This is a genomic window from Halobacillus naozhouensis (assembly GCF_029714185.1).
GTDB classification, from domain to species: domain Bacteria; phylum Bacillota; class Bacilli; order Bacillales; family Halobacillaceae; genus Halobacillus_A; species Halobacillus_A naozhouensis.
The window spans coordinates 3,517,444-3,543,771 of the sequence record NZ_CP121671.1; the positions used below are offsets into that span (position 1 = coordinate 3,517,444).

Below are 26,328 nucleotides of genomic sequence, written 5' to 3' on the forward strand. Positions count from 1 at the left end.
TTCTAATTAGTTTTCATAACCGCCGGGATGTTCTTGAAACCAATTCCAAGCCGTTTGAATCATGTGATCTAAGTCCGAATGTTGGGGTTTCCAGCCTAGTTCATTCATCGCTTTTTCGGAAGAGGCAACGAGTTGTGCTGGATCGCCTGGCCGCCTAGGAGCTATTTCTGCCGGAATGTCGTGCCCTGTTACCTTTCTTGCTGCATCGATGACTTCTTTCACTGTAAAGCCCTGGCCATTCCCGAGATTATATGTGGCACTGCCGCTTTGACTTCTCAATTTTTTAATGGCCAGTAAATGGGCATCGACCAAGTCAGTTACATGGATATAATCACGGATACAAGTCCCGTCCTTGGTAGGATAATCATTACCGAAGATGAGAATTTCCTCCCGTTTTCCTAAGGCTACTTGCAGGATGATTGGAATTAAATGAGTTTCCGGATCATGATCTTCGCCAATCCGCCCTTTCGGATCCGCTCCGGCCACATTAAAATAACGTAAGACTACAGATTGGATGCCGTGGGCCTGCTCTGCCCATTTCAGCATGTTCTCAATCGCAAGCTTCGTCTCTCCATATGGATTCGTCGGCACGGTTGGATCGGTTTCCTGAATCGGTACCTGTTCCACTTCTCCATAGGCTGCAGCAGTTGATGAAAAAACAATCTTCTTCACCTGATGGGCTGCCATAACCCTCAGTAAACATACAGCTCCGTACACATTGTTATCGTAATATTTCAATGGATCCTCGACACTTTCCCCTACTTGTGAATCTGCCGCAAAGTGAATGACCGCATCGATGTCGTTTTCCTCAAAGACTTCGTTTAAAAAAACTCCATCACGAAGATCACCTTGATAAAAAGCAGCCCCTTCGACTACAGCTTCCCGATGACCTTTTTGCAGATTATCCACCACCACGACGTCTTCGTTACGATCCAACAATTGAGCTACGGCATGGCTTCCAATGTACCCAGCTCCCCCACATACTAATACCGCCATATTGTGTTACCTCCTGTTATAATGTTTTTGCTCCATCTCCAATATCGACTACATAAAAATCTGCTTCGAGACCAGTAGCTTCTCTATACTTTTGGCCGACGCGATCGATAAAGCGACTAGTGATCTCGTTTGGAACAATACTAATCGTACAGCCCCCAAAACCAGCCCCTGTCATTCTCGATCCAATCGCGCCTTCTTCCCATGCAGCCTCAACTAAGGCATCCAGTTCTTTTCCGGTCACTTTATAATCCTCCCTTAATGAAATATGGGATTCATTCATTAACTTACCAAACCCTTTAACATCGCCTGCTTTTAATTTTTCCACCGCATCGATTGTACGGAGGTTCTCATAGACCGCATGCTTTGCGCGTTTTTGCACCAGCTCATCATGAATCAAATCTTTATGGGCCTCAAACTCGTCTCCTGTCAGTTCTCCAAGTTTGCTAATATCGAGCTTGGCTTGCAGATCATTTACGGCTGTTTCACACTGCTGCCTTCTTTCATTATATTTGGACTCAGACAGACCTCTCCGTTTATTCGTATTGGCTATAATCAGCTGCTCGTTCATTAAGGAAATAGGAGTGTGTTGATAATCCAATGTATCACAGTTTAATAGAATCGCATGATCTTTCTTCCCCATGCCACTAGCGAACTGGTCCATGATTCCGCAATTCACACCAACAAATTCGTTCTCCGCTTTTTGAGCCAGCTTCACCATGTCGATCCGATCCATCTCAAGCTGGAATAACTCTTTCAGCATAACAGCCGTAACTAACTCAACGGAGGCTGATGATGACAAACCTGCCCCGTTTGGAATATTTCCATAGTAAGCAGCATCGAAGCCAGAGGATAACTTGTAACCAGCTTGCTGGAATACAGCAGCCACACCTTTAGGATAGTTCGCCCAGTCGTGGGCTTGTTCATATGTCAGGTCGTCTACCTTAGTTTCGATCATTCCTAACTCGCTAAAATTCATAGAATGCAATCGCACCTGGTCATCCTGTCGTTTGCGAGCAACAACATACGTCCCGACACTGAGCGCACACGGGAAAACATGGCCCCCATTATAATCGGTATGCTCCCCAATGAGGTTGACACGCCCTGGAGCAAAAAAAGATCCAAGTTCTCCATGATCACCAAACCGATGAATAAATTCCTTTTTCAATTGTTCCATCTTTTCACCTTACCCTTATGATAGATTTAGATAATACCTATTGGAGATAGCAACGTATAAATAATGATCATCGCCAATGTCACCGCCACTCCGACAGGGAATACTAGTTTCCACGGGGTCATATCGACTTTTGATTTTTCTTCTAAAATGAAATCCTTCTCGCGAGGGCGAAGTTTGCCGATAAGCAGCATTAACCCTGAACATACTACGAATAAGATTGCTAATATATGAAGGAAGTGAATACCTGTGTCCCAAACTAGCTGGGTGACAGCATAAATAGAAATAAACACAAACAACGATACCTTCGCCGCAATAGCTGGAACACGTTTTGTTAAATAGCCAACAATGAGAATCGTGAAGATCGGGACATTGTAAAAGCCATTAACGATTTGTAAGTATTGGAAGAAACCTTGTGGCACCAGATCAATCAGTGGTGCGATACACATCGCAAACAAAGCGAGTACGATCCCAATATATTTCCCTTTACGGACAACCTCACGATCAGGTGCATTCGGCTTGAAATAGGGCTTATAAATATTGAGTGCAATCAACGTCACGGATGAGTTCAACGCTGAGTTGAATGAGGATAAGATCGCACCAAACAGGACAGCGGCGAAGAAGCCAACCAAAGGTGTCGGCAATACTTCTTTAACCAATTTGGGATAAGCATTCGTCGGCTCAAGTCCAGGGCCGAACATATTGAAAGCGATGATTCCAGGGAGAATCAAAAAGACAGGACCTAAAAGTTTTAGAAAAGCGGCAATCAACACCCCTTTTTGGCCTTCCTTTAAACTTTTTGCTGCAATCGCCCGCTGCATAATATGCTGCGCCGTTCCCCAGTAAAAGAGATTGACTAACAGCATCCCTGTAAACATGGTTCCAAATGGTACTGGGCTTTCGGAACCGCCGACTGAATTCAACTTCTCTGGAGATTCTTGGACAATTGTACTCAAGCCGTTGGTAATCGAACCATCTCCTAAGACAAACAACCCGATAATTGGGATCATCAATCCCCCAATCAGAAGACCAATCCCATTGATAGAATCAGACACAGCTACTGCCTTTAACCCGCCAAAAATGGCGTAAATTGAACCAATAATTCCAATTGCGAATACCGTAATAAATAAAGCCGTCATACGGCTTACACCTAGTACTTCTGGAATACTGAACAAACCATTAATGGCAACTGCTCCCGAGTAGAGAATCGGCGGCAACAGATTAAATATGTAACCGAACAAGAATAGAATGGTGACAATTTGTTTTGTTCCAAAGTCAAAACGATCTTCTAGGAAATCAGGGATAGTCGTAATGCCGCCCTTCAAATATCTAGGTAAAAGAAATAAGGCAACAACAACTAACGCAATAGCAGAACCAACTTCCCAGCCCATAACAGCAATGGTGTCAGAATAACCTTGTGCATTTAATCCAATTAATTGTTCCGTAGAGAGATTAGTAAGCATCAAAGAACCAGCAATTGTCCAGGCTCCTAAACTCCTTCCACCTAGGAAATAACCATCCTGTGTGTTTAAGTTCTCTTTACGAGTCAGGAAGTATGAGATAAGCGCTACAAGTCCAGTAAAAAATAGAAAAGATATAATTGTAAACAGATTCATAGTTGTCTCTCCTTATCCAATTGTTTTGTATGGATCACTATATAGTTAATAAAATTAATTAATTAACTTATGAACAACTTATCATAATTTTTCGAAAAATGAAAACCCTTTAGTAAGATTTATGCATCCCATTCCTCCTTGTCAATCAAACAGTGAACAGTATTATCACAATCTATTCGAGTTCTTTCTTCATTACATAATTTTTTTATAAAAAAGAGGCAATGATCATCCAACCCACCAACTTAATTAATAAATTTTATTTAGTATGCAGGCCATGTTATAATGAATGTAATTAGAATTGATGGAGGAAGAATTATGTCTTCGAAGTATAATAGAGGAAGTTTTCAGCTGATGAAATCGATCAATCGATCCATCATTTTGAATATGATTCGGAAAGATGGCCCTATTTCCCGGGCAGAAATTGCAAAACAAACAAAACTCACCCCTCCCACCGTCAGTAACATCGTCAAAGAATTGCTTACCAGTCAATTCGTCATTGAGACGACACAAGGTGCCTCGCAGGGTGGAAGAAAGCCTACTTTGCTAGCCATTAACGCTGAACATTTTTACATAATCGGCATTGACGTAGGGCGCTACAAGATGAATTTCATGGTCACAAACTTGTTTGGTGAAGTAAAAGATTCAACCCTATTAGGGATTAAGGAATACCCTACTAAAGAAGATCTGCTTGAAACCATGAAGCATGGTATCCGTTCCTTATTACAATCAGGCAAGAGTAATACAGAAAAATTCCTTGGAATTGGCGTAGGGATGCACGGCATTGTTGACGTGGACAAGGGAGTCTCTCTTTTCGCCCCTTCCTTCGATCTTCACGATATTCCTATTAAAGAAGAGTTGGAAAACGAATTTAAGATGATTGTCAAAATAGAAAATGATGCCCGTACCATGACACTTGGTGAATCATGGTTTGGAAACGGAAAAGATGCGGACAATATCGTGGGCATTAATGTCGGTCATGGCATCGGCGCAGGCATCATGATTAATGGAAGACTTTTTCATGGGGAAAACAACATTGCCGGAGAAATCGGGCATGTCACCATCGATCTGTCAGGACCCAAGTGTACTTGCGGAAATTATGGTTGTCTACAAACATTAGCTGGTGGTCCAGCGATTGCAGAACGAGCTAAGAAGGAATTAAAAACCGGAAAAACATCATGTATTCTAGACTTAGTAGACCATGATATTGAGAAGATAGACGGGGAGACTGTTTACCAAGCCGCCTGTGATGGAGATGAATTCAGTGTTGAATTATTAAATCAAACGGGGAGGTTTTTGGGCATCGGCATCGTCAACCTCATGCATACATTGAACCCGAAACGAATCATTATCGGAGGCGGAGTTGCAAACGCAGGCAGCTTTTTGATGGAAGGACTAAAAGAAACCATTCAGGCAAGGGGATTGACAAAAGAAGCAAAGGAAACCCCCATTGTATTATCAAGTCTCGGAGAAAATGCTTCATCCTACGGTGCGTGTGTATTGATTTTAGAAGAGTTTTTCTCCCAGCATTAAAAAACTTTTTATGGAATAACCATACATTTTGCAACAGTCCCCACTCAGGATACCATTAAAGAACCGATAAACTGAGCGCGCTACCCTCTCAGCTATCGGTTCTTTTTCATTTCTAACAAGTATTTGAAGGCTACACTTCAAATATTTTGTATGACAACCTTGACTTTCAAATGTAAGCGTTTTAACATATGTGTAACGGGTTACATACCCCTTTTTATTTTGACCAATGTGTAACCGGTTACACATTTAGGCGTGAAGGTGATTGAATACATGACAACCATAAAAGATGTCGCAAAACTAGCAGAAGTTTCCGTTGCTACTGTTTCGAGGGTTTTAAATAAGAACGGCTACGTCCACTCCGAAACGGAAAAACGTGTTGCTTATGCGATTAAACAATTAAACTATAAACCTAATGATGTAGCTCGAAGTCTTTTTAAAGGGCGATCAAAGATGATTGCTCTTCTTGTACCAGATATCATGAACCCCTTCTTCCCTGAACTTGCCAGGGCTGTAGAGGATATGACAAAACAACATAATTTCACCTTTGTTCTATGTAATACGGATGATGATATCGATAAGGAAATGGCTTACTTAGATGCATTAAAGCAAAAATCAGTTGACGGGATCATTATTGTTTCGAGTACGATTTCTGCTGATAACATTAGCGGGATGGGCACCCCGATAGTAGCACTCGATAGGATTCTTAGTTCAAGTTTATCTTCCGTTACTGTGAATAATTATGTTGGGGCAAAAGAAGCTGTCCAACATTTAAAAGCGATTGGCTGTAAGAGAATCGCACATATTTCAGGACCAGAGAATGTGAGCAATGCCAAACAGCGTTTGAAAGGTTACCTTGAAGAAGTACAAGACGAAGAATGGTTTCTCCCCAGTTATATAGAACAAGGAGAATATCATTTTGAGGATGCCAAAGAAGCTACTAAAAAGCTGCTTACCACGCATAGGGATATCGATGGCCTTTTTGTAGCGAATGACCTTATGGGGGTTGGTGCATTAAAGGCTGCGGAATCACTGGGAATTAAAGTACCTGAGGAACTTTCGATCATAGCCTTTGACGGAATCAGCCTTGGCGAAACTACCTCCCCTGCTTTAACCACCATGGCACAGCCCATTTACCAGGCAGGTGCTAAAGCAGCTGAAATAATCATTGAACAAATTGAGAACCAGCACTCTTTTGTAACGAACGAAGAATTTTCTGTAAAACTAGTTGAACGACAATCTACTAAATTTGGGAGGTCTTCACTATGAGTTATCAGCCGACGGTAACGGTTGTCGGGAGCATCAATATGGATTTAGTCGTTTCGACAGACGTGATGCCGCTTCAAGGGGAAACTGTCCTTGGGAACAATTTTGCTACGTATCCTGGAGGTAAGGGGGCAAACCAGGCTGTAGCTGCGGCGAGAATGGGTGCGAACGTAAATATGATTGGGGCTGTTGGGGGAGACATATTTGGAAGGGATTTACTTCAGCACCTTCACAACGAGAATATTGATACAACGGCTGTTCACGTATTCGACAGTATTCCTTCAGGGACGGCGACGATTATATTATCCGAGCAGGATAACCGAATTATCGTTGCCCCTGGTACAAATGGGATGCTCTCGCCTGAATTGGTTCAGAACCATAAATCTATGATTAAAGATAGTGATGTGATTCTATTACAATTAGAAATTCCAATAGAGACGATTAGTTACGTGGCATCATTAGCTTACGATATGGGGATTCCAGTCATACTCAATCCCGCCCCTTATCAAAAGCTCCCGTCTGCTTTGTTATCTCAAGTTGAATTTCTTACACCTAATGAAACCGAGGCGAGTTCTTTACTTAAAGATCCCGTGCTTGATATTCTTCGTGAGAAAATGATCATCACTCAAGGTGACCAGGGAGTTGTGATTCATCAGAACGAATCAGATATTACCATTCCAGGTTACAAGGTGCCTGCTCGAGATACCACTGGTGCTGGTGACACCTTTAACGGCGCACTTGCGACACAGTTAGCCAAAGGAAAACGTCTAGAGAAAGCTGTAATGTATGCTAACGCAGCGGCAGCCATGTCTGTTACGAAATTAGGTGCTCAAAGCGGCATGCCAATGAAGGATGAGGTCGAACAGTTTTTGCAAGAAAGGTCTGATCAACAATGAAGAAAACAGGCATATTAAATCGTGACCTAGCTGCGATTCTAGCAAGGCTTGGCCATACGGATACCATCATCATTGCTGATTGCGGCCTGCCAATACCTGATGAATCAAAATGTATAGACCTTTCCGTAACCCTTGGTGTTCCAAACTTTGAATCCATTCTACAGGCTATAGCAGATGATATGGAAATAGAAAATATTACTCTAGCAAAAGAAATGAAACAGCATAATGATTTATTACATGAGAGAGTTCTAAGCTATTCGAAGTCGATAAATTATATAAGCCATGAAAATGTGAAGGCACAAATCAAACACGCCAAGGCAGTGATTCGTACAGGGGAGAATACTCCTTATGCGAATGCCATTCTGCAGTCAGGAGTTATTTTCTAACTAAGGAGGGTGAGAGATGGTGGATACACCTTTTATTGAGATGAGAAAGATTAATAAATCGTTCGCTGGCAATCAGGTGTTAAAGGATGTTGATTTCGCTGTGCATCCAGGAGAAGTGCATGCTCTCATGGGGGAAAATGGTGCTGGAAAATCAACCCTAATCAAAGTGTTAACAGGAATTCATTCAAGAGACGGCGGGACTATTCAGTTAAAAGGTGAGGATGTTACGTTTACTAATCCCAAGCAAGCTGAACATAAGGGAATTGTGGTCATCCACCAGGAGCTGAATATTATCCCACACTTAACCGTCACCCAAAATATGTTTCTTGGAAAAGAGCTGACCTACGGAAAGTCTGGAATTCTTAAGATGAAAGAAATGCGGCAACAGACGCTTGAGAACCTGGAACGCCTCGGTGTAACGAATATTAATCCAGATGAAGAAGCTGGCAATCTTTCCGTTGGGAAACAGCAGATGGTAGAGATTGCCCGTGCCGTTTCTACAAACGCTGAAATGATTATTATGGACGAGCCCACAGCAGCATTGACTGAACGTGAAATCGAAAGACTCTTTCATGTAGTGAACTCCTTAAAAGAACAAAACGTCAGCATCATTTATATTTCCCATAGGATGGAGGAAATCTTCCATATATGTGATCGTATCACGGTCCTTCGTGACGGTTCATACGTCGGAACAGAAAATATTTCTGAGACCTCCTTTCAAGCTATTGTAAAAATGATGGTTGGCCGCGAACTTGGGGAACGTTTTCCTGAGCGGACTGGCGAAATCGGAGATGTTGTCCTGGAAGTGAAGAACCTGGCTAGAACGGGACTTTTCACCGATGTCAGTTTCTCCGTCCATCAAGGGGAAATCCTCGGTGTCGCTGGGTTGATGGGAGCTGGTCGAACTGAAATTATGGAAGCCATCTTCGGGTCCCGTAAGAAAAGTCATGGCAGTATTTCCTTAAATGGCCACCCGTTAACGATTAAACACCCTCGGGATGCCATTCGATCAGGTATAGGCTTTATAACCGAAGATCGAAAAGATGAAGGACTCGTACTTAACCTGTCGATACGAGAAAATATAGCATTGACAAATATGAAAACGGTTTCCAAAGGTGGCTTTATTTCTTCTACTAATGAAATGAAGTTGATTGATGAGTTGATTGAAAAGCTTCATGTAAGAACAACAGGACGCGAACAGGAAGTTCGCTCATTAAGTGGCGGGAATCAGCAAAAGGTAGTAATCGCAAAATGGCTTGGTATTAAACCGAAGCTTCTCATCCTTGATGAACCGACCCGAGGTGTAGATGTTGGGGCAAAAAAAGAAATTTACCATATTATGAATGAGCTTACTGAACAAGGCGTCGCTATCATTATGGTTTCATCTGAACTCCCTGAGGTCCTAGGAGTAAGTGACCGGATTATGGTGATTCATGAAGGAAAAGTTGCACGTATCATCAACAGAAATGATGCTGACCAAGAAAAAGTAATGCAAGCAGCTACAGGAGGGGAGTAACGATGAAGCAAACATTAATGAGCAATTTTTCTAAGCTTGGCCCGCTAATTGGTCTACTACTAATTATGATTATTTTATCTATTTTAAGTGATAACTTTTTAACCGTTGATAACTTACTCAACCTTCTAAGACAGATTTCGATTAATGCTCTGATTGCTTTTGGTATGACATTTGTTATCTTAACTGGTGGAATCGATCTATCTGTTGGATCCATATTAGCATTCGGCAGTGCTTTAACTGCTGGTATGCTGGCTAGCGGTATGGACCCTCTACTTGCCGTATTGATTGGATTATTAGCAGGATTTGCTATGGGAGCTCTAAACGGACTTGTGATCACCAAAGGCAAGGTCGCTCCCTTTATAGCCACCCTAGCCACGATGACGGTCTTTCGAGGCGCTACGCTAGTTTATACGGAAGGGCGTCCAATCACGGGTTTATCAAACAGCTTCACATTTGAAATGATTGGGGGAGGTTATGTATTCGGCATTCCTTTTCCAGCCATATTAATGCTTGTTGTTTTCGTCATTTTATTCTTTATACTGCGTAACACAGTCTTTGGAAGACAAGTTTATTCCGTCGGTGGAAATGAAGAAGCCTCTATCCTATCAGGAATTAAAGCAGACCGCGTCAAAATATGGGTCTACTCTTTGACAGGGATGCTATCTGTTCTGGGTGGAATTATTTTGACAAGTCGGTTAAATTCAGCGCAGCCGACAGCAGGAACCATGTACGAACTTGATGCAATTGCTGCTGTTGTACTTGGTGGGACAAGCCTGGCAGGCGGTCGAGGGCGAATCGCTGGTACATTGGTCGGTGCTCTCATTATTGGAGTCCTTGATAATGGACTGAATTTATTAAACGTATCATCCTTCTATCAACAAATTGTCAAAGGCGGCGTCATTCTACTCGCTGTCTTGCTTGATCGTAAATCTAAATAACGAACATGATGTTCTTCTATGGACATGATGAAATAAATTATTTCAAGGAGGAAATACACATGAAAAAATGGATCAAATCACTTGGCCTCTTAGCTCTATTGTTGATGGTTGCTACAGCCTGCTCGACCGAAGCACCAGGATCTTCTTCAGATGATTCAAGCAAGGAAAGCGAAGGATCTGATAATGACACAGTTAAAATCGGACTCTCCCTTTCAACTTTGAACAACCCGTTCTTCGTTTCCCTGCGTGATGGCGCGGAAGCTGCTGCAAAGGAAGCTGGCTTCAAACTCCTTACCTCAGATGCACAAAATGATTCAGCAACACAGGTAAGTGATATTGAAGACTTACTACAGCAAAATATTGATGTCCTGCTTGTAAACCCAACAGACTCTGCTGCAATTGTTTCTGCCATAGAGTCAGCGAATAACGCCGGTGTTCCGGTTATTACAGTTGACCGAAGTGCTGATGGCGGTGAAGTCGTGTCACACATTGCTTCTGATAACGTAGCCGGTGGGGAAATGGCGGGCGAATTTATTGCAGAGCAATTGGGTGGAAAAGGTAATGTAGTGGAACTTGAAGGGATCCCTGGGGCGTCAGCTACACGTGAACGCGGGAAAGGCTTTCACAACGTGATTGATAGCATCGAGGGTATCGAGGTTGTTGCCAAGCAATCAGCAAACTTCGATCGTGCGGAAGGATTAACAGTTATGGAAAACATTTTACAGAGTACGGACGACATTGACGCTGTTTTTGCCCACAATGATGAAATGGCCTTAGGTGCTGTACAGGCTTTAGAAGCAAACAATTTGCTTGAGGATGTTACGGTCGTAGGCTTCGATGGCACAGATGATGCAAGGGCAGCCATTGCTGAAGGACGCATGGATGCTACTATCGCCCAACAGCCGGGGCTAATTGGTGAAAAAGCGATTGAGACAGCCGGAAAAGTAGCTAACGGCGAAAGTGTTAAGGAATTCATCCCTGTTGAGCTGCAGCTTGTAACAGAATAATAGGTATATTTAGCTGCTTTTAGGTCATTATGTACAAACATTAAATTAATCATAAAAGAATCCCTTCCTTTGACAAGAAGGGATTCTTTTACGTTTACTCTATTTTATCTACGGTTAGCCTTTTTTGGGAATAGAAAAAATACTCAATTAGGTTCCTACATAACCAAAACACCTCCAAGCGCCGGTCTACGCTTGGAGGTGTTTTGATTTTAAAAATAATCCATAAGACCTTGCGTAATCGCCTCAGCCACATTAGCCTTATAAGCAGCCGTCTTCAACTTCTCCACCTCTATCGGATTCGAGAGAAAACCAAGCTCAACAAGAATCGACGTATCATTATTCTCCCTCAACACATGAAAGTCACCAAACTTCACACCATCATTCTGCAGACCCGTATGAGCGATTAACTGATCCTGAACCTGATCCGCAAGCCCCTTGTCTGTGTTCGAATAATAATACGTGCTAATGCCGCGAGCGTTTGAGTAAATACTAGAATTATAATGCAAACTAATGAAAGCGTGTGTGTTGTAATCATGACTGATCGCCACCCGCTCCTCAAGGGATAAATAGCGGTCACTCGACCTCGTCATAATCACGTTCGCGCCTGCCTGCTCCAGTTGATCCGAAACGACCTGAGCAGTTGGCAACGTCATGTTCTTCTCATTGCCGCCATAATACCCGACTGCACCAGGATCATACCCGCCGTGCCCTGCATCGAGCACCACGTTAATGCCTTCTAACGAGGATGAGCTTGGAGGCTGAGATGATGAACCACCCTTGACCAGCCAGCCTGCGATCCAGCCAGTACTTCCATTCGATAACTGAACATGAACCCAGTCACTAGACTTTTCTATGGATGTAAAAGTATCCCCGCGATAAACGAGTCCAAGACTTTCATACCCTGTTCCAGGGCCTGTCCTAAGATGAGCCGCATCCACACCGACGGTAACTTGTCCGCCCGAGGATGAACTGGAGTCCGTCTCAACCAAATAATACCCGGCAACCCAGCCCTCCTGGCCATCATAATTAATGCGAGCCCAGCCAAATCGATGCTCATAAACCGTCACCAAAGCCTCGTCATCCAGTGAACCAATGACGGACGCCTCAAGACCTGGTCCACTTCTCACATTCAGATTAGTGGCTTCCACCCGATATGTAGTCCCTTCTTCCGCAACAACCTTAGGTGTCAAAAAAGCGAAAGCCATCATAAGACTGAGACATGCAACCATCAACGTAAAACCGCTTTTCCTCACAACAGAAATAAAACCCTCACTCCTCTCTCCTAACTTCTCTAGTATCTAAAACTATAGAATCATAGTTTTAAGTTGGTTTGGTCACAACATTGTAACAATATTCTGCAAATCGTAACATATCTCTCCATAAAATTAATTCTATTCAACTATTGTGGGAAGAAATATAAGGATTTAATGGAAATGTATACCGATTGAAGGGTACTTTTTAATACGGAGGCGAGGGGTACTTTAAGCGCATAAAGCGGAAAAGGATCACTCCCTCCCGCCTCTCAAAGGGTTAATGTATTCTCCGCCGTACAACTAGCCTAGTTTCACAGTTATCGAAAAAGTCCCAAAACAATCAAAGACTCATATCCTCTAGTGTTAATATTAAAGAAGAAAAATCATTAGGTATCGTTTCTCGTCGGAGGATGTTGGAATAGATATTTCCTGGGAAATTATCAGAACTTTTAGGAGTAATATGTCAAAAAAGCGCCTGAGCAATGAAGCTCAGACGCTTTTCCCATAATTTTAAGTTGATTAGGATCTGTTAGTGAATTGCAGCCTTATTGTTTCTCCATATTCCGCTTAAACTCCCTCATCTTCTCGTCGGCTACTAATTCAATGGGCTTTTTCTGTTGACCCGCAGTGACACCTATTTGTTTTCCATGATCATCATTGATGATTTGATCTCTTCGGCCATCGCGATGTGGACTAGTTTCGGAGTGGGTGTTCTCTGAATCTTTAGGCATAAGGTTCATCCTCCTTTCTCATAATTTGGATGAACAACCTATGAATTATACCTCGTCAGTAGATGACTTTGTTATAAGGTATCTTTGCACAGTTGCCCGTATTTAATAATGTTAGGAAACCAACAACTTTGGAAATGGAACGTTCATCAAAGAGATGGCAAACATAATAGTAATTTATTTACGCATTTTTACAGTTGAACCTAAGGAGATAATTATAGGAATAGTTCTTGGAGCAAAAATGATATTAACTGTTGATGATAACGGTATTCGTTTAGAGCCAGACAAGCAGAAACCCATATTAGATACCTTGTTATCTCAGGTCACTCCAGATAATCAGCACAAGGAAGTTGACTTTGGTTATCCTGAAGGAGATGAGCTAATTTAACTGCCAGTTCCAGATCGTGGCGATTTAGTATATATCACCCCCAATCATGTTTGATTTCCCTGAAAAAATAAGACAAGAAAAGCAATTAAACTGCCATACCCGTAAGAGTATGGCAGTTTAGAGCAAATCATGGCAGAAAAAATCTCTTGCAGAAATAGCCCACCTTGTTTGGCTTTAAACACATACCAGGTTTTCCACAAAGGAATTTCCTTAAAAAGATATTCTCAAGTTAAGTTTTCTACATAACGGTTGGGGTCCATGTGTTCAATATCATATGATGTCTTCCCATTTTCTAAAAGATCCGCAGCAATTTTTCCTATTACCGGGGCCATTTTAAATCCGTGACCTGAGAATCCGCTTGCTATCATTACATTTTCGCTTGTACCCGGTAGGTATCCTACGACTGAATGATCATCCGGGGTATAGGCATCCATGTAAACACTAGCCCGTACAGGCTCGGGAATAAGATCAGGAATTAACTCTTTAACCGCTTCTCCTACTTCTCTAAGTTCCTCAACTTTAACATCTCTATTTAATTGTCCTGGATCTTCTATTAACTCAGGATTTTTTGTATTAGATGCTTTGACCATAGTACCATCCAATGTTGGAGCCCCCGTCAATCTAAAGCCCTTTCGCATACGGGCGAATATGGGGAAATTCTTTGGGTAAAACTTAGTGATATCCTTTGCAGAAAACCATGTCAGCACCAAACGTCTTGCTTTTAAATGGTGGCTTAAGCCCGGTAAAAAAGTAACCGACCATGGACCAGTGGTAACTAAAACTTTTCCTACTCGATATTTCCTTTTATCGGTTGAGATAGATACACCCCATTGGTCAGGCTGAATATCCTTCACTTCTGTATAACGCAGGATGGATGCCCCCAATTTTTCGGCCTGAGTAGCAGCTGTTGTAACCGCTAACTCAGGCCGGAGAAACCCGGCATTCTTATCTAGTACCATAATTTCTCCAGCAAACAATCGATGTTGCGGAAATCGTCTATGGGCTTCTTTTCCTTGTAAAACCTCATGGTCTAAATCAAAGAATTCTATACTATTTTGTACATTTCTCATAACTTGGGTATCCGGATCGCCGATCATCAGTCCACCATTCAATGTTAATAAACTTTTGCCTGTTCCATACTCAAGTTCTTTCCATAAACGTTGGGAGTCTTGTAATAAAGGTACATATTCCTTACCTTCCATATAGGCTGTTCTAAATAGACGGGATTCGCCTCCCACAGCAGACCTGTCGTTTCCAATTCCGTACTTTTCAAATCCTAAAACAGATACACCCCTCTTAGCAAGTTGCCATGTCGCCATGCTCCCCATTGTTCCTACACCAATCACGGCTACATCTGCATCCATATAAACACCCTTTCAATTATAAGCAACAATAAATTGATAGAATATTCAGTAATTTTAACCTAATCGAGTCTCATCTTTCTCATTTTTATATTGGGCATTTTCATCCTTAAAGAGATAGTTACATACAATAAAGCCAATTAATGAGCCTACTATCCCAAATGCAACGTAAGGTATTTGTGTCCCCATCATTTGAGCAATTGCAGCACTAACAACACCTGTTGCTATACTTCCTATAGCTCCTTTATCACTCAAAATATTGGTATTCCTTAAAATAAACCCGCCGAAAATAGGTACAAGTAACCCAGAAGCAGAATAGGCGTAAGTTGCCACAAGCCATCCTAAAGCTTGTGGGTAATACAATGCTAAAAGAACTGATAATGCTATGACCACAACTGCCATGATTCTCGACATTTTCAGAAGTTTATTGTCACTGACTTGTGGGTTAATATACGATTGATAAATATCTTTCGTAATATTTACTACGACCGATTGAACAGCACTGCTAACCGTAGACATTATGGTTGCAATGATGAAAGCTGAATAGATGGCCATAAACCAAATTGGGATTTGAGTGAGGAACCATCCTGATGCCATTTCTGAATTCTCTAAGGAAGGATTCATTGAGAAAATGGTAATTCCCATGAAAGAAGCCCATATACCAGCAATAACACCTACGATTGCCGCTATGAGAAAGGCTTTCTTTGCTACTTTCGGACTTTTGGAAGCATATATGCGCTGGTACGACATCTGATTAGTTAGTGCCCCAGGGAAAATAGCTAAAATCCAAAATAGAATGGTTGTCATTCCTACAGCACCCAAACCTTCCGGGAATCCAATCATAGATTGAGGGACAACACTTGATATTTCCGACCAGCCCCCTGCTAAATTCAAAATGTAGAAACCGCTTACAATTGACATAATAAGCATCATACATCCAAATATGAAGTCGGTCCACGCTACAGAAGTCATTCCACCTGGTAAAACAAACAAGAGACTAATTGCTGCAAAAATAAACACTAATAAAGTGAAGGATATACCCGATATACTCGAAAATAGATTACCGAATGCAACCAACTGGGTACATAACCAACCAAAAGGCACTACGATTGCCATAAAAGTAACAGCACTCATCAGTAATTTATTTTCCCCATACAACTTCTTGAAGATTTCCGGCATAGTAGAGAATTTTTGTTTTTTAAGCCAATCGGCAAGTAATACCAGAATAATAATCCCTATCGAATATAAAAAGTTATATGTTATAGCAGACCACCCTGCACTATATCCTATCCCGATGTGGGCTACTAACACTCCACCTCCCATCCCAGTAGCAAACTGACTTCCAGCCACTACATACATGGGTAATGAGCGTCCTCCTACAATCCAACTTTCACTACTTTTATCTTTTCTTCCAATCCAGAAAGAAAACAGAGCAGCCCCGGACAAAACAACAGCAGAACTTAACACAAGCACTAATGTAGGATTCATTATTCCCCTCCAAATCATTTTAGTTATCTGGTTGTGTCATTCTGGAAGTGTCCCCGTGAATTCAGGATAGGCATCGACGCCAGTTCAACTCTACACCACTGTAGCCACCCCCTTTCATATCCAGATCATTATATTTTTTCTGAGGCCTTCATAAAGCGCCGAAGACTTAAGCGTCCAAGGTCAATGGAAGTTTCCCCCTCCATTAATAATTCGGTCATAAGGGTGCCAATTAAGGGGGATAGTGTAATGCCGCTATGCATCGTTGCAATGAAGGCGTTCTGCACGCCAGGTATAGTACCGACAATAGGAAAACCATCTTTCGGGATAACCCTTATGCCCGAAAAACTCCTGACTACATTAGCTTTATCTAGTGCTGGAACATAATCTACTGCCATTCTGGCAGTCTCTTGGATCACATCTAACGTTGTCCGGCGGTCATATCCTACTTCTTCTTTAGAATAGCCAATCAATACCTCTCCATTTTCCGCTTGACGCATACCACCGATAGTATGAGTAAGGAAAGGAGCAAGCGGTTCTGTAACTATGATTTGACCGCGCACCTGTTTCACAGGGATGTGTACACCCATCATTTCACCAATTTCTTTTGTCCATGGCCCTCCAGCTACAATTACTTTGTCAGCGGTGATCGTTTCCTCCTTTTTTGTTAAAATCTTAAAAAGACCTTTTTCCTTCTTGATATCTAGAACAGGGTTATAAAATGTGAACTGTACATGATTTCTTTGTGCAGCTTTAATATAGAGTTCTACTAGTCTAAAAGGATTTACATTACCGTCAATATCACTATAAGTCGCGCCTGCGATTGATGGTGATAGAGAAGGTTCTTTCTGAAGTACTTGGTCCCTATTTAACACATCAACTTTTATACCTACTGCCGCCTGAGCTTCAGCGAGCTTTAAAGCCTGCTCCCGTTCTGACTCATTAAAAAACGGTGCGATTCCCCCGGTCCTTTTATACTCCACATCACCTATTTTCTTTCCTAAGAAGGGATATAGTTCTGCACTGTACATACTTAACTCTCCATACCAAGAGGGAGTCTTATTATGAACCCACACCCAAGCCTGTGTAGAACCTGATGTCCCCGACAATGGGAATCCTTTGTCCACTACCAATATATCCTTTTGTTTTTGTTCAGATAGGTGATAGGCAATGCTACTACCAATTACTCCACAACCGATAATTACAATGTCATAGTACTTAGTCATTTTTGCTGATCGCCTTCTTCCAAAGATGATTCACTAAAAACAGAAAGGACACTGTTAGATGATTCCTTTCCAACTAGAGCTCCTAAGCGAGTAATTTTTAATGGCATACGCATTCTGGAAGGAGGAATTTCCTTTAAAGGCTTTCCTAAGCTTTCACTTAATAACTCCCGGACAAGATTCATGCAAACCTTAGATTGGCAAGGTCCCATGCCACACCGAGTAAGTCTTTTAATGTCATCGAAAGTAGAGGCACCCACTTTAATAGCAGTCTTTATTTCATCTATATTAATTTCTTCACATCGACAAACAATTGTGGATCTATCCATTTAGCATTCCTCCAAGATTGCATGAAATGAAGTCGGTAATGGTATGTTATTTTTGTCATGAAATTCTTGTATAGAAGCAACTCTCGCATAGAATACTTCACTATCAGTCTGAGTTTCGATGCGTAAAAGTTCCTTCCATAAATAAGTGCTTTTTTTCGCTGCCTCTTCACCATCTAACACTCCCAAACAGACAAGAACATCAACGGCTGCAATTTCTGCAGTTAGTAAAATACCACCCATACAAGTTATTCCAGCAGCATTACCAGCGACATATACCGAAGAGTTCTCTGTTCTTAGATTACTATCGTACCTCGGTAGCAATCCCCCTAGCTTTTCTTTATATATAAATGAGCAATCGAGTATTTCAAACGGCTCTAATATGGGAGACAGTCCATTTCCGATACAAATGAGATCAGTTTCCCATTCCTTTTCAACACCATTATGATTGATAAAAACCTTTTCTACTTCTCCTCTCCCCATCGCTCTAGTAATACTGCTATTTAAGAATAGGGGAATTTCCGAGCGTAGCCTTTCCCAGCTTTCGCTATCTAACGAGTTATTCTTTTCAACAATTCCTAGAATATTAACCCCGCACTCCTTTAATTGTAGTGCGACTTCTAATGAGAAAAAGTTGTACCCTAAGATGACTGCATTCTTCCCAGGTAATACCCTTTCCCGGTTAAGTAATATTTGTGCTGCTCCTACTGTCATGACTCCTGGTTGAGTCCATCCTGGGAATAAACTAGCCTCTTCAGCTGCTCCTGTGGTTACAATCACTTTCTTAGCTTTAATCGGGAAAGTGCTTTCTCCGTTAGATACTCCAATGCTTCCGTCCTTGTAAGCTCCTATCATAGTATGTTTATAGAGCATGGTCACAGGTAGGGAATGAAGACGATGGGTCAACGTTTCTACTAGATTTATTCCTCTCTGAGTTTCAAACTGCCTTGGAAGATTATTTAAATACTGTGTTTGTTGTTTTAACTGGCCACCCGGAGAGAAAGATTCGTCAACGATGATTGTCTGAACACCATTGGCAGCCATTTCGTAAGCTGCATGTAAACCCGCGGGTCCAGCTCCGATAATTAACACGTCAGTTTCCATAATCTCCCCTCCTTACGTCAGGATCTCCACTATTAGGACTGACTTCCATTCCATCTTCTATTAGAGTCATACAACTAAGTACATGTTCAAGGCCGTTAACAGTGACAAAACAACTACAACACCTTCCATTTGCACAATACAACCCTCTTGATTGCTGCAGCTTGCGAGTTATGCCGAATTTCTTAATACCATTAGCCATCAGTGCTCCAGCGATCGTCTGTCCATGGTTAGCTTTAAGAGTTGTTCCTTTATAGAAAAAAGTAACTTCTTGGTTGTTATCCTGTTTTAAAATTGGATGATTCTCAATATACATAACAACCCTCCTAAAAATATAATATTATAATCTTATATCATGAATTAAAGAGGTACCTCAAGAAAGTATCTCGACTGGTCTTGTTTTAAAATAAACCTTGAGTACTCGATCACATCTTTTGCCTCGGTAAGTGTATAACGTTCGAGTACAAATAATTGCTCTCCTAACGGTATTTTCAACAAATTTGCTTCATATTCATCAGCTAAAGTGGTATTAAAATACACCTTAGCTTTTTCTAACTTTACATGGTACCTCTCTTCAAACAAATTATATAGAAGTTCATTCTCGATATCGCTGGGATTTAGGTTCGGAACTAATGACGTCGGTATAAAAGAATGTTCAATGGCAATAGGTTTATCTCCTTGGAGCTTAATTCTATTAATTTTATAAACTTCTTGCTTTTCACTCAATCCTAATAACTTTCCAATCTTCCTGCCGGCTTTTTCTCTGTTGAAATTTAACGTGCGATGCGGATGGTTATGATCTTCCCAGGCTTCATTTCGTAATGAAACCAACCTTGAAATATTTTGTTCCTTTTTATCAGTCACAAATGTTCCTTTGCCACTCTGTCGATATAGGAACCCCTCGTCTACTAAATCATGAATTGCTCTTTTTATCGTAATTGTGCTTACGTTAAATTGAGATGATAATTCCTTTTCCGTTGGTAATCGATGTCCAGCCTCCCATTCCTTCAAAGTGATTTTCTCTTCTAAGTATCTCTTTACTTGTTGGTATAAAGGTAACGATAAGCTCTTATTAATCTTCATATTCTTCTCCTTCTAATCGAGTATAAGTTATAATATTATAACTTTTCTGATATTATTACATTTTCGATACGTTATTTGAGAAATCCTTCAAGTTTTTAAACTAAATAAATTTCACTGTGTACCTAGATTAAGTTATTTAGCAACCTTACTTTATCCATTGAGCAAATTCCCAAGACAAAGAGATTAGTAGAATCAACAATCCATTATGGTCATTCTGTTCATTGCTTTCACAAAAGGATAATGCCAGAAATAGAAGAAAGCCGCCTCTACGCAAGCGCTAGGAGGCAGCTTTTAAAGTTTAAGAGCTGTATTCCTTAATCATATTGTGGACTTTATATTCTATTAGTCGAAATAGAGTGAATAATTAGACAATAAATGGTATCATAAAAGGTAACCACATAAATGTAGGTGATGTGTAGGTGGAAGTGACACAGAAGTCAGAAGAAAAGCTTTGGTCCTTCAGTTTTGTAACTTTAATTCTTTCTACCTTTATGCTTTTTTTGGGTTTTCAAATGTTATTACCCACTTTACCGGTCTATGTGAAGGATCACGGAGGCGACAGCACGTCAGTTGGCCTTGTGATTGGTATGTTTACGATTACCGCCTTAATCATACGCCCTTTTGCAGGGTCAGCAGCTGATCGAATGGGGAGAAAACCCATTTTATTCATTGGATTAATCATTACGATTCTATCCATTTCCAGCTACATCTTCGCCATAACGGTTTTTCTTCTCTTAATGCTTCGGCTCATCCATGGGTTGGGGTGGGGGATGTCCACGACCATCTACGGAACGATTGCTTCGGACATTATTCCCAAAAGCCGCCGTGGAGAAGGAATGGGTTACTTTGGTCTGTCGATTAGTATAGCTATGATGCTGGGGCCCTTGTTGGGGATTTGGTTGATGAATACATACGGGTTTCTTATCCTATTTGTTCTTGCGTCGCTTTTTTCACTTGGATCATTACTCCTTTCAAATTTCAGCGCACCTGACAAGCAGAAAGATAATCGTGGTTCTACCCACAAACCTTTCTTGAGTTCTCTTTTTGATCGTAATGCTTTATTCCCTTCTCTTCTGATGCTCATTATCGCCATCACTTACGGTGGCATCGTTAGCTTCATTACTCTTTTCGCAGAAGAAAAACAAATTGATCATGTTGGATGGTTCTTCTTTACCAACGCTTTATGTCTCATTATCATAAGGCCTATTGCAGGAAAGGTCTTTGATCGGAGAGGAGAATTTCTTGTTTTATTCCCTGGAGGAGTTCTGGGAATTGCTGCTCTCTATTATATATCTTTCACAGATTCCACCATCGACCTAATCATTTCCGCTATTTTATATGGATTCAGTTTTGGATTGATTCAGCCTTCTTTACAAGCCTGGACAATCAATCGGGCTTCTCCGGAAAAACGTGGAGCAGCGAACGGAACATTTTTCTCTGCTTATGATTCTGGGATTGGGATAGGAGCGATTTTACTTGGAGCGTATGCTAATGTTACGAGTTATTCCTCCATGTTCAAACTTTCTGCTTTCACTTTCGTCCTATATTTACTCGTATATGGCTTGTATTTATGGAAAGCAAAAAGAAATAAGGAATCCAATAGTCATCCAATTGAAAGGACCACTCCCTATTAATGAGGAGTGGTCCTTATTCTTTACTTCTTCTCTGACTTTTGTTTCCGATCGACGGCAGTGTAAACGAGGTTACGTGCAACCACTTGGTTATTCAGGCCTTGGAAGACAAGGTCACTATTCCGGTTTAAGGGTAGAGCTTTTGAGTTAATAAACCGATCAGTATCACGTAGCATTTCCTCCGTAGTCACTTCATTGCATTCTGACCAATACAATCTCAATGATTTTTCCGCCAATGTACACTCCCGCAACGCCAAGAACACCGGCAAGGACGGGAGGGGCAGGTAATGGAAGTTTGATGAGTTTAAATACTACTCCAATTACTATTCCTGCTACCATCGCTAGGAGGGCTTCTTTTACCATTCCTATACCTCCTCATAAAATCCCGGCTTCCTTTGGGTTATTTTTGAAAAACATTCTCCTGATCGATCACTTTTTTCAAGTTAGTTTCGTATGGGACTGAAACCACCCCTTTTTCCGTAATGATTCCCGTAATTAAATGGTGAGGCGTTATATCAAACGAAGGGTAGAGTGCTTCTGTTCCTTCTGGCGCCGTCGGAATCCCTTTGAAATGGGTCACTTCAGCAGCATCTCTCATTTCCACTTCAATGGATTCTCCACTAACAGTACTGAAATCAATGGTATGACTCGATGTTGCAGTGTAAAATGGAATATTATGTTCCTGTGCCGCTAACGCATGCATGTAAGTTCCTACTTTGTTAGCCAAATCACCATTGGCAGCTACCCTATCGGACCCTACCACGACTTTATCGATCTTCCCTTCCCTCATACAAAACCCCGACATGTTATCAGTAATCAGTGTGTGGGGAATACCGAATTTCTTCAATTCAAGTGCAGTGATTCTTGCTCCTTGTAAATACGGACGTGTCTCGCAAGTGTACACATGAATGTTTTTGCCTTGTTCATGTGCTGTCCTGATTACAGATAGAGCTCTTCCGCCATAACCCGCTCCGCCAAAGGCACCGGAATGACAATGGGTCATAATCGTATCTCCATCTTCGATCAAATTTGCCCCATGACTCCCCAAATCATACTCAAACTCTAATTGCCTTTTCAGGATTTCAACGGCTTTCTTTTCTACGTTTACAATAAGTTCTTCACCAGAGCCTTCAGCTACAGAGGTCATTTCATCCACGGTCTTCATTAAATTCACCGCTGTAGGACGTGTACTTTTTAATAACTTTGCTGCTTCTCTGACAGCTTGGGTATTACCGTTAGACTTTAAAGCTGCCAACAATATTCCATAGGCGCCGCAAATACCAATCGCACCAGATCCACGAATCATCATCGAGCGAATCGCATCCCCTAACTGTCCAACATTCGTAAACGTGTAAATTTTCTCTTCAAAAGGAAGCCTCGTTTGATCCAATACTTTTAAGGACTCATTTTCATACCAAATGGGAAGAGCAAGTTCTTGATCTTTAAAGCTGCCGACAAGTTCTTCGATTAATCTCATAAAACCTCTCCCTTTATTGTGTGCATGCAGATTTCTCCAATGTTTGCAGTTATTTAATTGGTAACGGCACTTTTTTCCCCAACACGGAGCTGTGAAAGAATATAGGCTTGTTTTGCCGTTGCTTCAGCAAGATCTACCACATTATAGGCTGCCTCCAATGTAGGTCCGACGGAACACACACCATGATTTTTCATTAAGGCGATTTTTATATCGGGGTATTTCGTATAAACATCGGTTACATGCTGGGCCAGCTCTTTAGAACCCGAAGGAGCTGCATCAGCAATCGGAACGTGTCCTAACAGCTTTTGAGCGGTAACAGTCGGCAGTGGAAGTTCTACTCCCAAGCAGGCATAACCAATCGAATAATTTGGATGACAGTGGACCACCGCATTAACATCAGGGCGAACTTTATAAATCCCTAAATGGAAACCAATTTCCTTGGAGGGTTTTCCTTGCCCTTCGATCACTTCCCCATTCATGTTTACAATCAAAGCATCTTCACGACTGACTTCGCCAAGGCTGATTCCACTTCTCTTAATCAATACATGGTCGGTCCCAGGAATACGAACGCTGATATTTCCTCCTGTTGCCTGCGTGTACCCCTTTTGATATACCTTATGAGAAACATATTGCAATTCCTTTTTTAATAGATCTAAACTCATAATGACCGCCTCCTATTTTTGAAAATTCCAATAATTATTTTCGAAATATGGTTTAAGTTTTTCCGCTCTATGGACAGCCTCACGAGAGTTTTCCTTCAAAGAATCGAATCGTTCTTGAACACGATTGAGTACCTTTTGTTCATCAAAGGCGAGAATTTCCCTATTCCGCAAAACCCACTTCCCCTTGATCATGACCGAATCCACAGATTGACCATTTTCATGAAAAACGATCTGGGAGATGAGATCATGAGCTGATGCAAATGTTGGGCTTCGTCTACTCAGAAAAACGATATCTGCATCATACCCTTCTGCGATTTTCCCTCTGAGGTTTTCATACCCCACCATTTCTGCCCCAGAGACGGTTGCCATTTCAAAAACATCCTGCGCTTTCGGCCACTTCTTATAGTCCGGGGTATGGATGCGTGGCAGCATGGCAGCAAGCCTCATCATTTCGAAGTGATTATGGGTCGTCCCACAATTCGACGCGTCCGTACCAATCCCCACACGTATTTTTTTCTTAATATAGTCGGAAACCGGGGCGACTCCGCTGCCTAATATCATATTACTTGCCGGGTTATGAATGACAGCTACCCGATTATTCTTTAATTGATCGATTTCAGTTTCCGTCAACCAGACAGCATGGGCAACAGACAATTTACTATTAAGTAAACCCAGTTCATCTAAACGACCGAACAATCCATTGTTGTAGGTCGTGCGCCCAACCTGCTCCTGAATTTTTGTCTCCAGAAGATGAGTATGGACCTTCAAATCAAACTGATCGCTTAACTCTTTACATAATCCTAGTAATTCCCCGCTGCATCTCTGAGGAGCATTGGGTCCAAGCATCAAATGGATTTTTCCATTTTTTGTGTGCCACTTTTGAGTAACTTCTGAAAAAAATGCTCTCCATTCATCGGTGGACCAAGGTTCTTTGATTTCCAGTTTATCCAGAATATAATCAGGAAATGATATATCCAGAAATTCCTCGTCCGTGATATCCTGCATCATGGGAGCAAAGGATACTTGCATTTCTGATTCCTCATAAGCTCTTAACGCTGCATCCATTCTTGGAAGATGCGGAAAATGATCGATGCATCCGGTTATTCCGCTTCGAATCATTTCAGAAGCTCCTAAAAGCACTGCCAGATAAATATCTTCATCCGTTAAGGAATGACCATAAGCGATCGTGTATAATGACCAGATTTCAAGCGGAAAATTATTTTCCGTCCCCTTCAAAAGGTTGGAATAAGAATGATAATGGGCGTTGGTCATGCCTGGGATTATAATATCCCATCCTGCATCGATGACCTCAGAAGCGTCTATATTTGGACTAGATTCCTCTTTTTCATGCGGGAAGATCCGAGAGACTTTTCCCTCTTCAATTAAAATGCTTCCTTTCAGAATCCCCATATCAGCTTCCATCGTAATGATTTCAGCATTTTTAATTAATGTAGACATGGAATCACTCTATACATTGGCTTCGGTAGTTTCCGCTTGAGCTAACTTTTCTTTACGTGCAGCCAATGCTCGTTCGTAGGCTTCATGAGCTATAGATGGCTTATCGTCCGAAATAAGTTCAATCGTTTTCAAAAATAGATTCTTAATCTTTTGCTGATTGTCTTTCACTACATTTTTATGGGCTTCCAGATCAGGCGGAACATCTGTCGTACCTGCAGCTAAATCTGTCGAGATCGTGACGACGGCATAAGCAATCCCCAACTCTCTTGCCAAAATGGCTTCGGTAGCATTCGTCATCCCAACGACATCCATTCCCCACTGTTTATAGACATTGATTTCTAGTGAAGTTTCATAACGTGGACCATCGACGCAAATATAATTAGCCTTGGGAGTAATTTCATATTCCAGTGCATCCGCCGCTTCTAAAAAGCTTTGATTCAAGTCAGGACAATAGGGTTGAGTAATTTCAACTGAGTACTTCCCGTAGGTGTTCACCCGATTCGTTGTGACATCCATAAACTGATCTAGCAACGCCAGGGCACCTACAGGAATATCAGGGTTTAACGACCCTACCGCACACATACCTACGACATGGTTTACACCTAATTCCTTTAGTGCCATCATATTTGCACGATAATTGATTTGGTGAGCAAGACTATCATGGGATTTCCCGTGTCTTGGAAGAAAGTAAATGTCTTTCCCTTCATGTTTTCCTTCATATACCACGACTTCTCCATATTCAGTGGAAACATTATTTTCCTGCATTCCATCAACCAAATTGTAAAAACCTGTACCTCCAACAATTCCTATTTTCATTACTTCTCCTCCTTATA

26 protein-coding genes are annotated in these 26,328 nt (G+C 41.5%); 9 read left to right on the top strand and 17 right to left on the bottom strand.

The features are described 5' to 3' along the window. Positions 1-6: 6 nt before the first annotated feature. Genes galE through P9989_RS18100 form a run of 3 tightly spaced genes read right to left on the bottom strand, consistent with a single transcriptional unit; the run spans position 7 to position 3,783 of the window. Positions 7-996: a UDP-glucose 4-epimerase GalE gene (galE, locus tag P9989_RS18090; RefSeq protein WP_283076246.1), complete on the bottom strand. Its 990-nt coding sequence runs from the start codon at positions 994-996 to the stop codon at positions 7-9. A 16-nt stretch (positions 997-1,012) separates the two neighbouring features. Continuing rightward, entirely contained in the window at positions 1,013-2,170 is a 1,158-nt protein-coding gene (locus P9989_RS18095) for a galactokinase (protein WP_283076247.1), read from the bottom strand. A 26-nt stretch (positions 2,171-2,196) separates the two neighbouring features. Continuing rightward, positions 2,197-3,783 (bottom strand): solute:sodium symporter family transporter, encoded by a 1,587-nt coding sequence (locus P9989_RS18100; RefSeq protein WP_283076248.1) that lies wholly within the window; start codon positions 3,781-3,783, stop codon positions 2,197-2,199. A gap of 315 nt (positions 3,784-4,098) precedes the next feature. On the opposite strand from P9989_RS18100, the gene P9989_RS18105 reads away from it, so the two are divergent. From P9989_RS18105 to rbsB, 7 genes are all read left to right on the top strand, one after another. Next, positions 4,099-5,313 (top strand): ROK family transcriptional regulator, encoded by a 1,215-nt coding sequence (locus P9989_RS18105; protein ID WP_283076249.1) that lies wholly within the window; start codon positions 4,099-4,101, stop codon positions 5,311-5,313. A gap of 270 nt (positions 5,314-5,583) precedes the next feature. After that, on the top strand, positions 5,584-6,579 hold the full coding sequence (locus P9989_RS18110; RefSeq protein WP_283076250.1) for a LacI family DNA-binding transcriptional regulator: 996 nt from the start codon (positions 5,584-5,586) through the stop codon (positions 6,577-6,579). Further along, positions 6,576-7,472: a ribokinase gene (rbsK, locus tag P9989_RS18115; RefSeq protein WP_283076251.1), complete on the top strand. Its 897-nt coding sequence runs from the start codon at positions 6,576-6,578 to the stop codon at positions 7,470-7,472. The genes P9989_RS18110 and rbsK overlap by 4 nt, the downstream gene beginning before the upstream one ends. Further along, the gene (gene rbsD, locus P9989_RS18120) at positions 7,469-7,858 is read left to right on the top strand and encodes a D-ribose pyranase (protein ID WP_283076252.1); all 390 of its coding nucleotides are present in this window, start codon (positions 7,469-7,471) and stop codon (positions 7,856-7,858) included. The genes rbsK and rbsD overlap by 4 nt, the downstream gene beginning before the upstream one ends. A gap of 16 nt (positions 7,859-7,874) precedes the next feature. Beyond that, complete coding sequence (locus tag P9989_RS18125; RefSeq protein WP_283076253.1) at positions 7,875-9,374, top strand: sugar ABC transporter ATP-binding protein; 1,500 nt, start codon at positions 7,875-7,877, stop codon at positions 9,372-9,374. A 2-nt stretch (positions 9,375-9,376) separates the two neighbouring features. After that, positions 9,377-10,312 carry an ABC transporter permease subunit gene (locus P9989_RS18130; protein WP_283076254.1) on the top strand — a complete coding sequence of 312 codons (936 nt, stop codon included), beginning with the start codon at positions 9,377-9,379 and terminating at the stop codon, positions 10,310-10,312. Positions 10,313-10,371: 59 nt separating this feature from the next. Further along, positions 10,372-11,319, top strand: a complete 948-nt coding sequence (gene rbsB, locus P9989_RS18135; protein WP_283076255.1) for a ribose ABC transporter substrate-binding protein RbsB — start codon at positions 10,372-10,374, stop codon at positions 11,317-11,319. A 209-nt stretch (positions 11,320-11,528) separates the two neighbouring features. On the opposite strand, the gene P9989_RS18140 is transcribed toward rbsB, so the two are convergent. Next, positions 11,529-12,572: an N-acetylmuramoyl-L-alanine amidase family protein gene (locus tag P9989_RS18140; protein WP_283076256.1), complete on the bottom strand. Its 1,044-nt coding sequence runs from the start codon at positions 12,570-12,572 to the stop codon at positions 11,529-11,531. A 545-nt stretch (positions 12,573-13,117) separates the two neighbouring features. Beyond that, positions 13,118-13,303, bottom strand: a complete 186-nt coding sequence (locus P9989_RS18145; protein WP_283076257.1) for a hypothetical protein — start codon at positions 13,301-13,303, stop codon at positions 13,118-13,120. Positions 13,304-13,457: 154 nt separating this feature from the next. On the opposite strand from P9989_RS18145, the gene P9989_RS18150 reads away from it, so the two are divergent. Beyond that, positions 13,458-13,688 carry an AbrB/MazE/SpoVT family DNA-binding domain-containing protein gene (locus P9989_RS18150; protein WP_283076258.1) on the top strand — a complete coding sequence of 77 codons (231 nt, stop codon included), beginning with the start codon at positions 13,458-13,460 and terminating at the stop codon, positions 13,686-13,688. Positions 13,689-13,912: 224 nt separating this feature from the next. Here the strand turns inward: P9989_RS18150 and solA are convergent, their stop codons facing one another. From solA to P9989_RS18185, 7 genes are all read right to left on the bottom strand, one after another. Continuing rightward, on the bottom strand, positions 13,913-15,052 hold the full coding sequence (gene solA, locus P9989_RS18155) for an N-methyl-L-tryptophan oxidase (protein WP_283076259.1): 1,140 nt from the start codon (positions 15,050-15,052) through the stop codon (positions 13,913-13,915). Positions 15,053-15,106: 54 nt separating this feature from the next. Then, positions 15,107-16,537 carry a sodium:solute symporter family protein gene (locus P9989_RS18160; RefSeq protein ID WP_283076260.1) on the bottom strand — a complete coding sequence of 477 codons (1,431 nt, stop codon included), beginning with the start codon at positions 16,535-16,537 and terminating at the stop codon, positions 15,107-15,109. A gap of 128 nt (positions 16,538-16,665) precedes the next feature. Beyond that, positions 16,666-17,760: an NAD(P)/FAD-dependent oxidoreductase gene (locus P9989_RS18165; protein WP_283076261.1), complete on the bottom strand. Its 1,095-nt coding sequence runs from the start codon at positions 17,758-17,760 to the stop codon at positions 16,666-16,668. Continuing rightward, positions 17,757-18,086, bottom strand: coding sequence for a (2Fe-2S)-binding protein (locus tag P9989_RS18170; protein ID WP_283076262.1), 330 nt, complete (start codon positions 18,084-18,086; stop codon positions 17,757-17,759). Before P9989_RS18170 ends, P9989_RS18165 begins: the two co-directional genes overlap by 4 nt. After that, on the bottom strand, positions 18,087-19,187 hold the full coding sequence (locus P9989_RS18175; RefSeq protein WP_283076263.1) for an NAD(P)/FAD-dependent oxidoreductase: 1,101 nt from the start codon (positions 19,185-19,187) through the stop codon (positions 18,087-18,089). Then, positions 19,177-19,500, bottom strand: coding sequence for a (2Fe-2S)-binding protein (locus tag P9989_RS18180; protein ID WP_283076264.1), 324 nt, complete (start codon positions 19,498-19,500; stop codon positions 19,177-19,179). The genes P9989_RS18175 and P9989_RS18180 overlap by 11 nt, the downstream gene beginning before the upstream one ends. 44 nt (positions 19,501-19,544) lie before the next feature. Beyond that, positions 19,545-20,267, bottom strand: coding sequence for a GntR family transcriptional regulator (locus tag P9989_RS18185; RefSeq protein WP_283076265.1), 723 nt, complete (start codon positions 20,265-20,267; stop codon positions 19,545-19,547). Between the two features lie 419 nt (positions 20,268-20,686). Here P9989_RS18185 and P9989_RS18190 point away from each other — a divergent pair, with 419 nt between their 5' ends. Continuing rightward, the gene (locus P9989_RS18190; RefSeq protein WP_283076266.1) at positions 20,687-21,901 is read left to right on the top strand and encodes an MFS transporter; all 1,215 of its coding nucleotides are present in this window, start codon (positions 20,687-20,689) and stop codon (positions 21,899-21,901) included. A gap of 189 nt (positions 21,902-22,090) precedes the next feature. On the opposite strand, the gene P9989_RS18195 is transcribed toward P9989_RS18190, so the two are convergent. The 5 genes from P9989_RS18195 to P9989_RS18215 are packed head-to-tail and all read right to left on the bottom strand — an operon-like array spanning position 22,091 to position 26,311. Next, a complete protein-coding gene (locus P9989_RS18195) occupies positions 22,091-22,261 on the bottom strand; it encodes a DUF1427 family protein (RefSeq protein ID WP_283076267.1) in 171 nt (56 codons plus the stop codon). Positions 22,262-22,298: 37 nt separating this feature from the next. After that, entirely contained in the window at positions 22,299-23,375 is a 1,077-nt protein-coding gene (gene mtnA, locus P9989_RS18200) for an S-methyl-5-thioribose-1-phosphate isomerase (protein ID WP_283076268.1), read from the bottom strand. Positions 23,376-23,428: 53 nt separating this feature from the next. Continuing rightward, positions 23,429-24,037: a class II aldolase/adducin family protein gene (locus P9989_RS18205; RefSeq protein WP_283076269.1), complete on the bottom strand. Its 609-nt coding sequence runs from the start codon at positions 24,035-24,037 to the stop codon at positions 23,429-23,431. 12 nt (positions 24,038-24,049) lie between these two features. Further along, complete coding sequence (locus P9989_RS18210) at positions 24,050-25,495, bottom strand: amidohydrolase family protein (protein WP_283076270.1); 1,446 nt, start codon at positions 25,493-25,495, stop codon at positions 24,050-24,052. 9 nt (positions 25,496-25,504) lie between these two features. Next, positions 25,505-26,311: an MTAP family purine nucleoside phosphorylase gene (locus P9989_RS18215; protein ID WP_283076271.1), complete on the bottom strand. Its 807-nt coding sequence runs from the start codon at positions 26,309-26,311 to the stop codon at positions 25,505-25,507. Between the last annotated feature and the right edge of the window lie 17 nt (positions 26,312-26,328).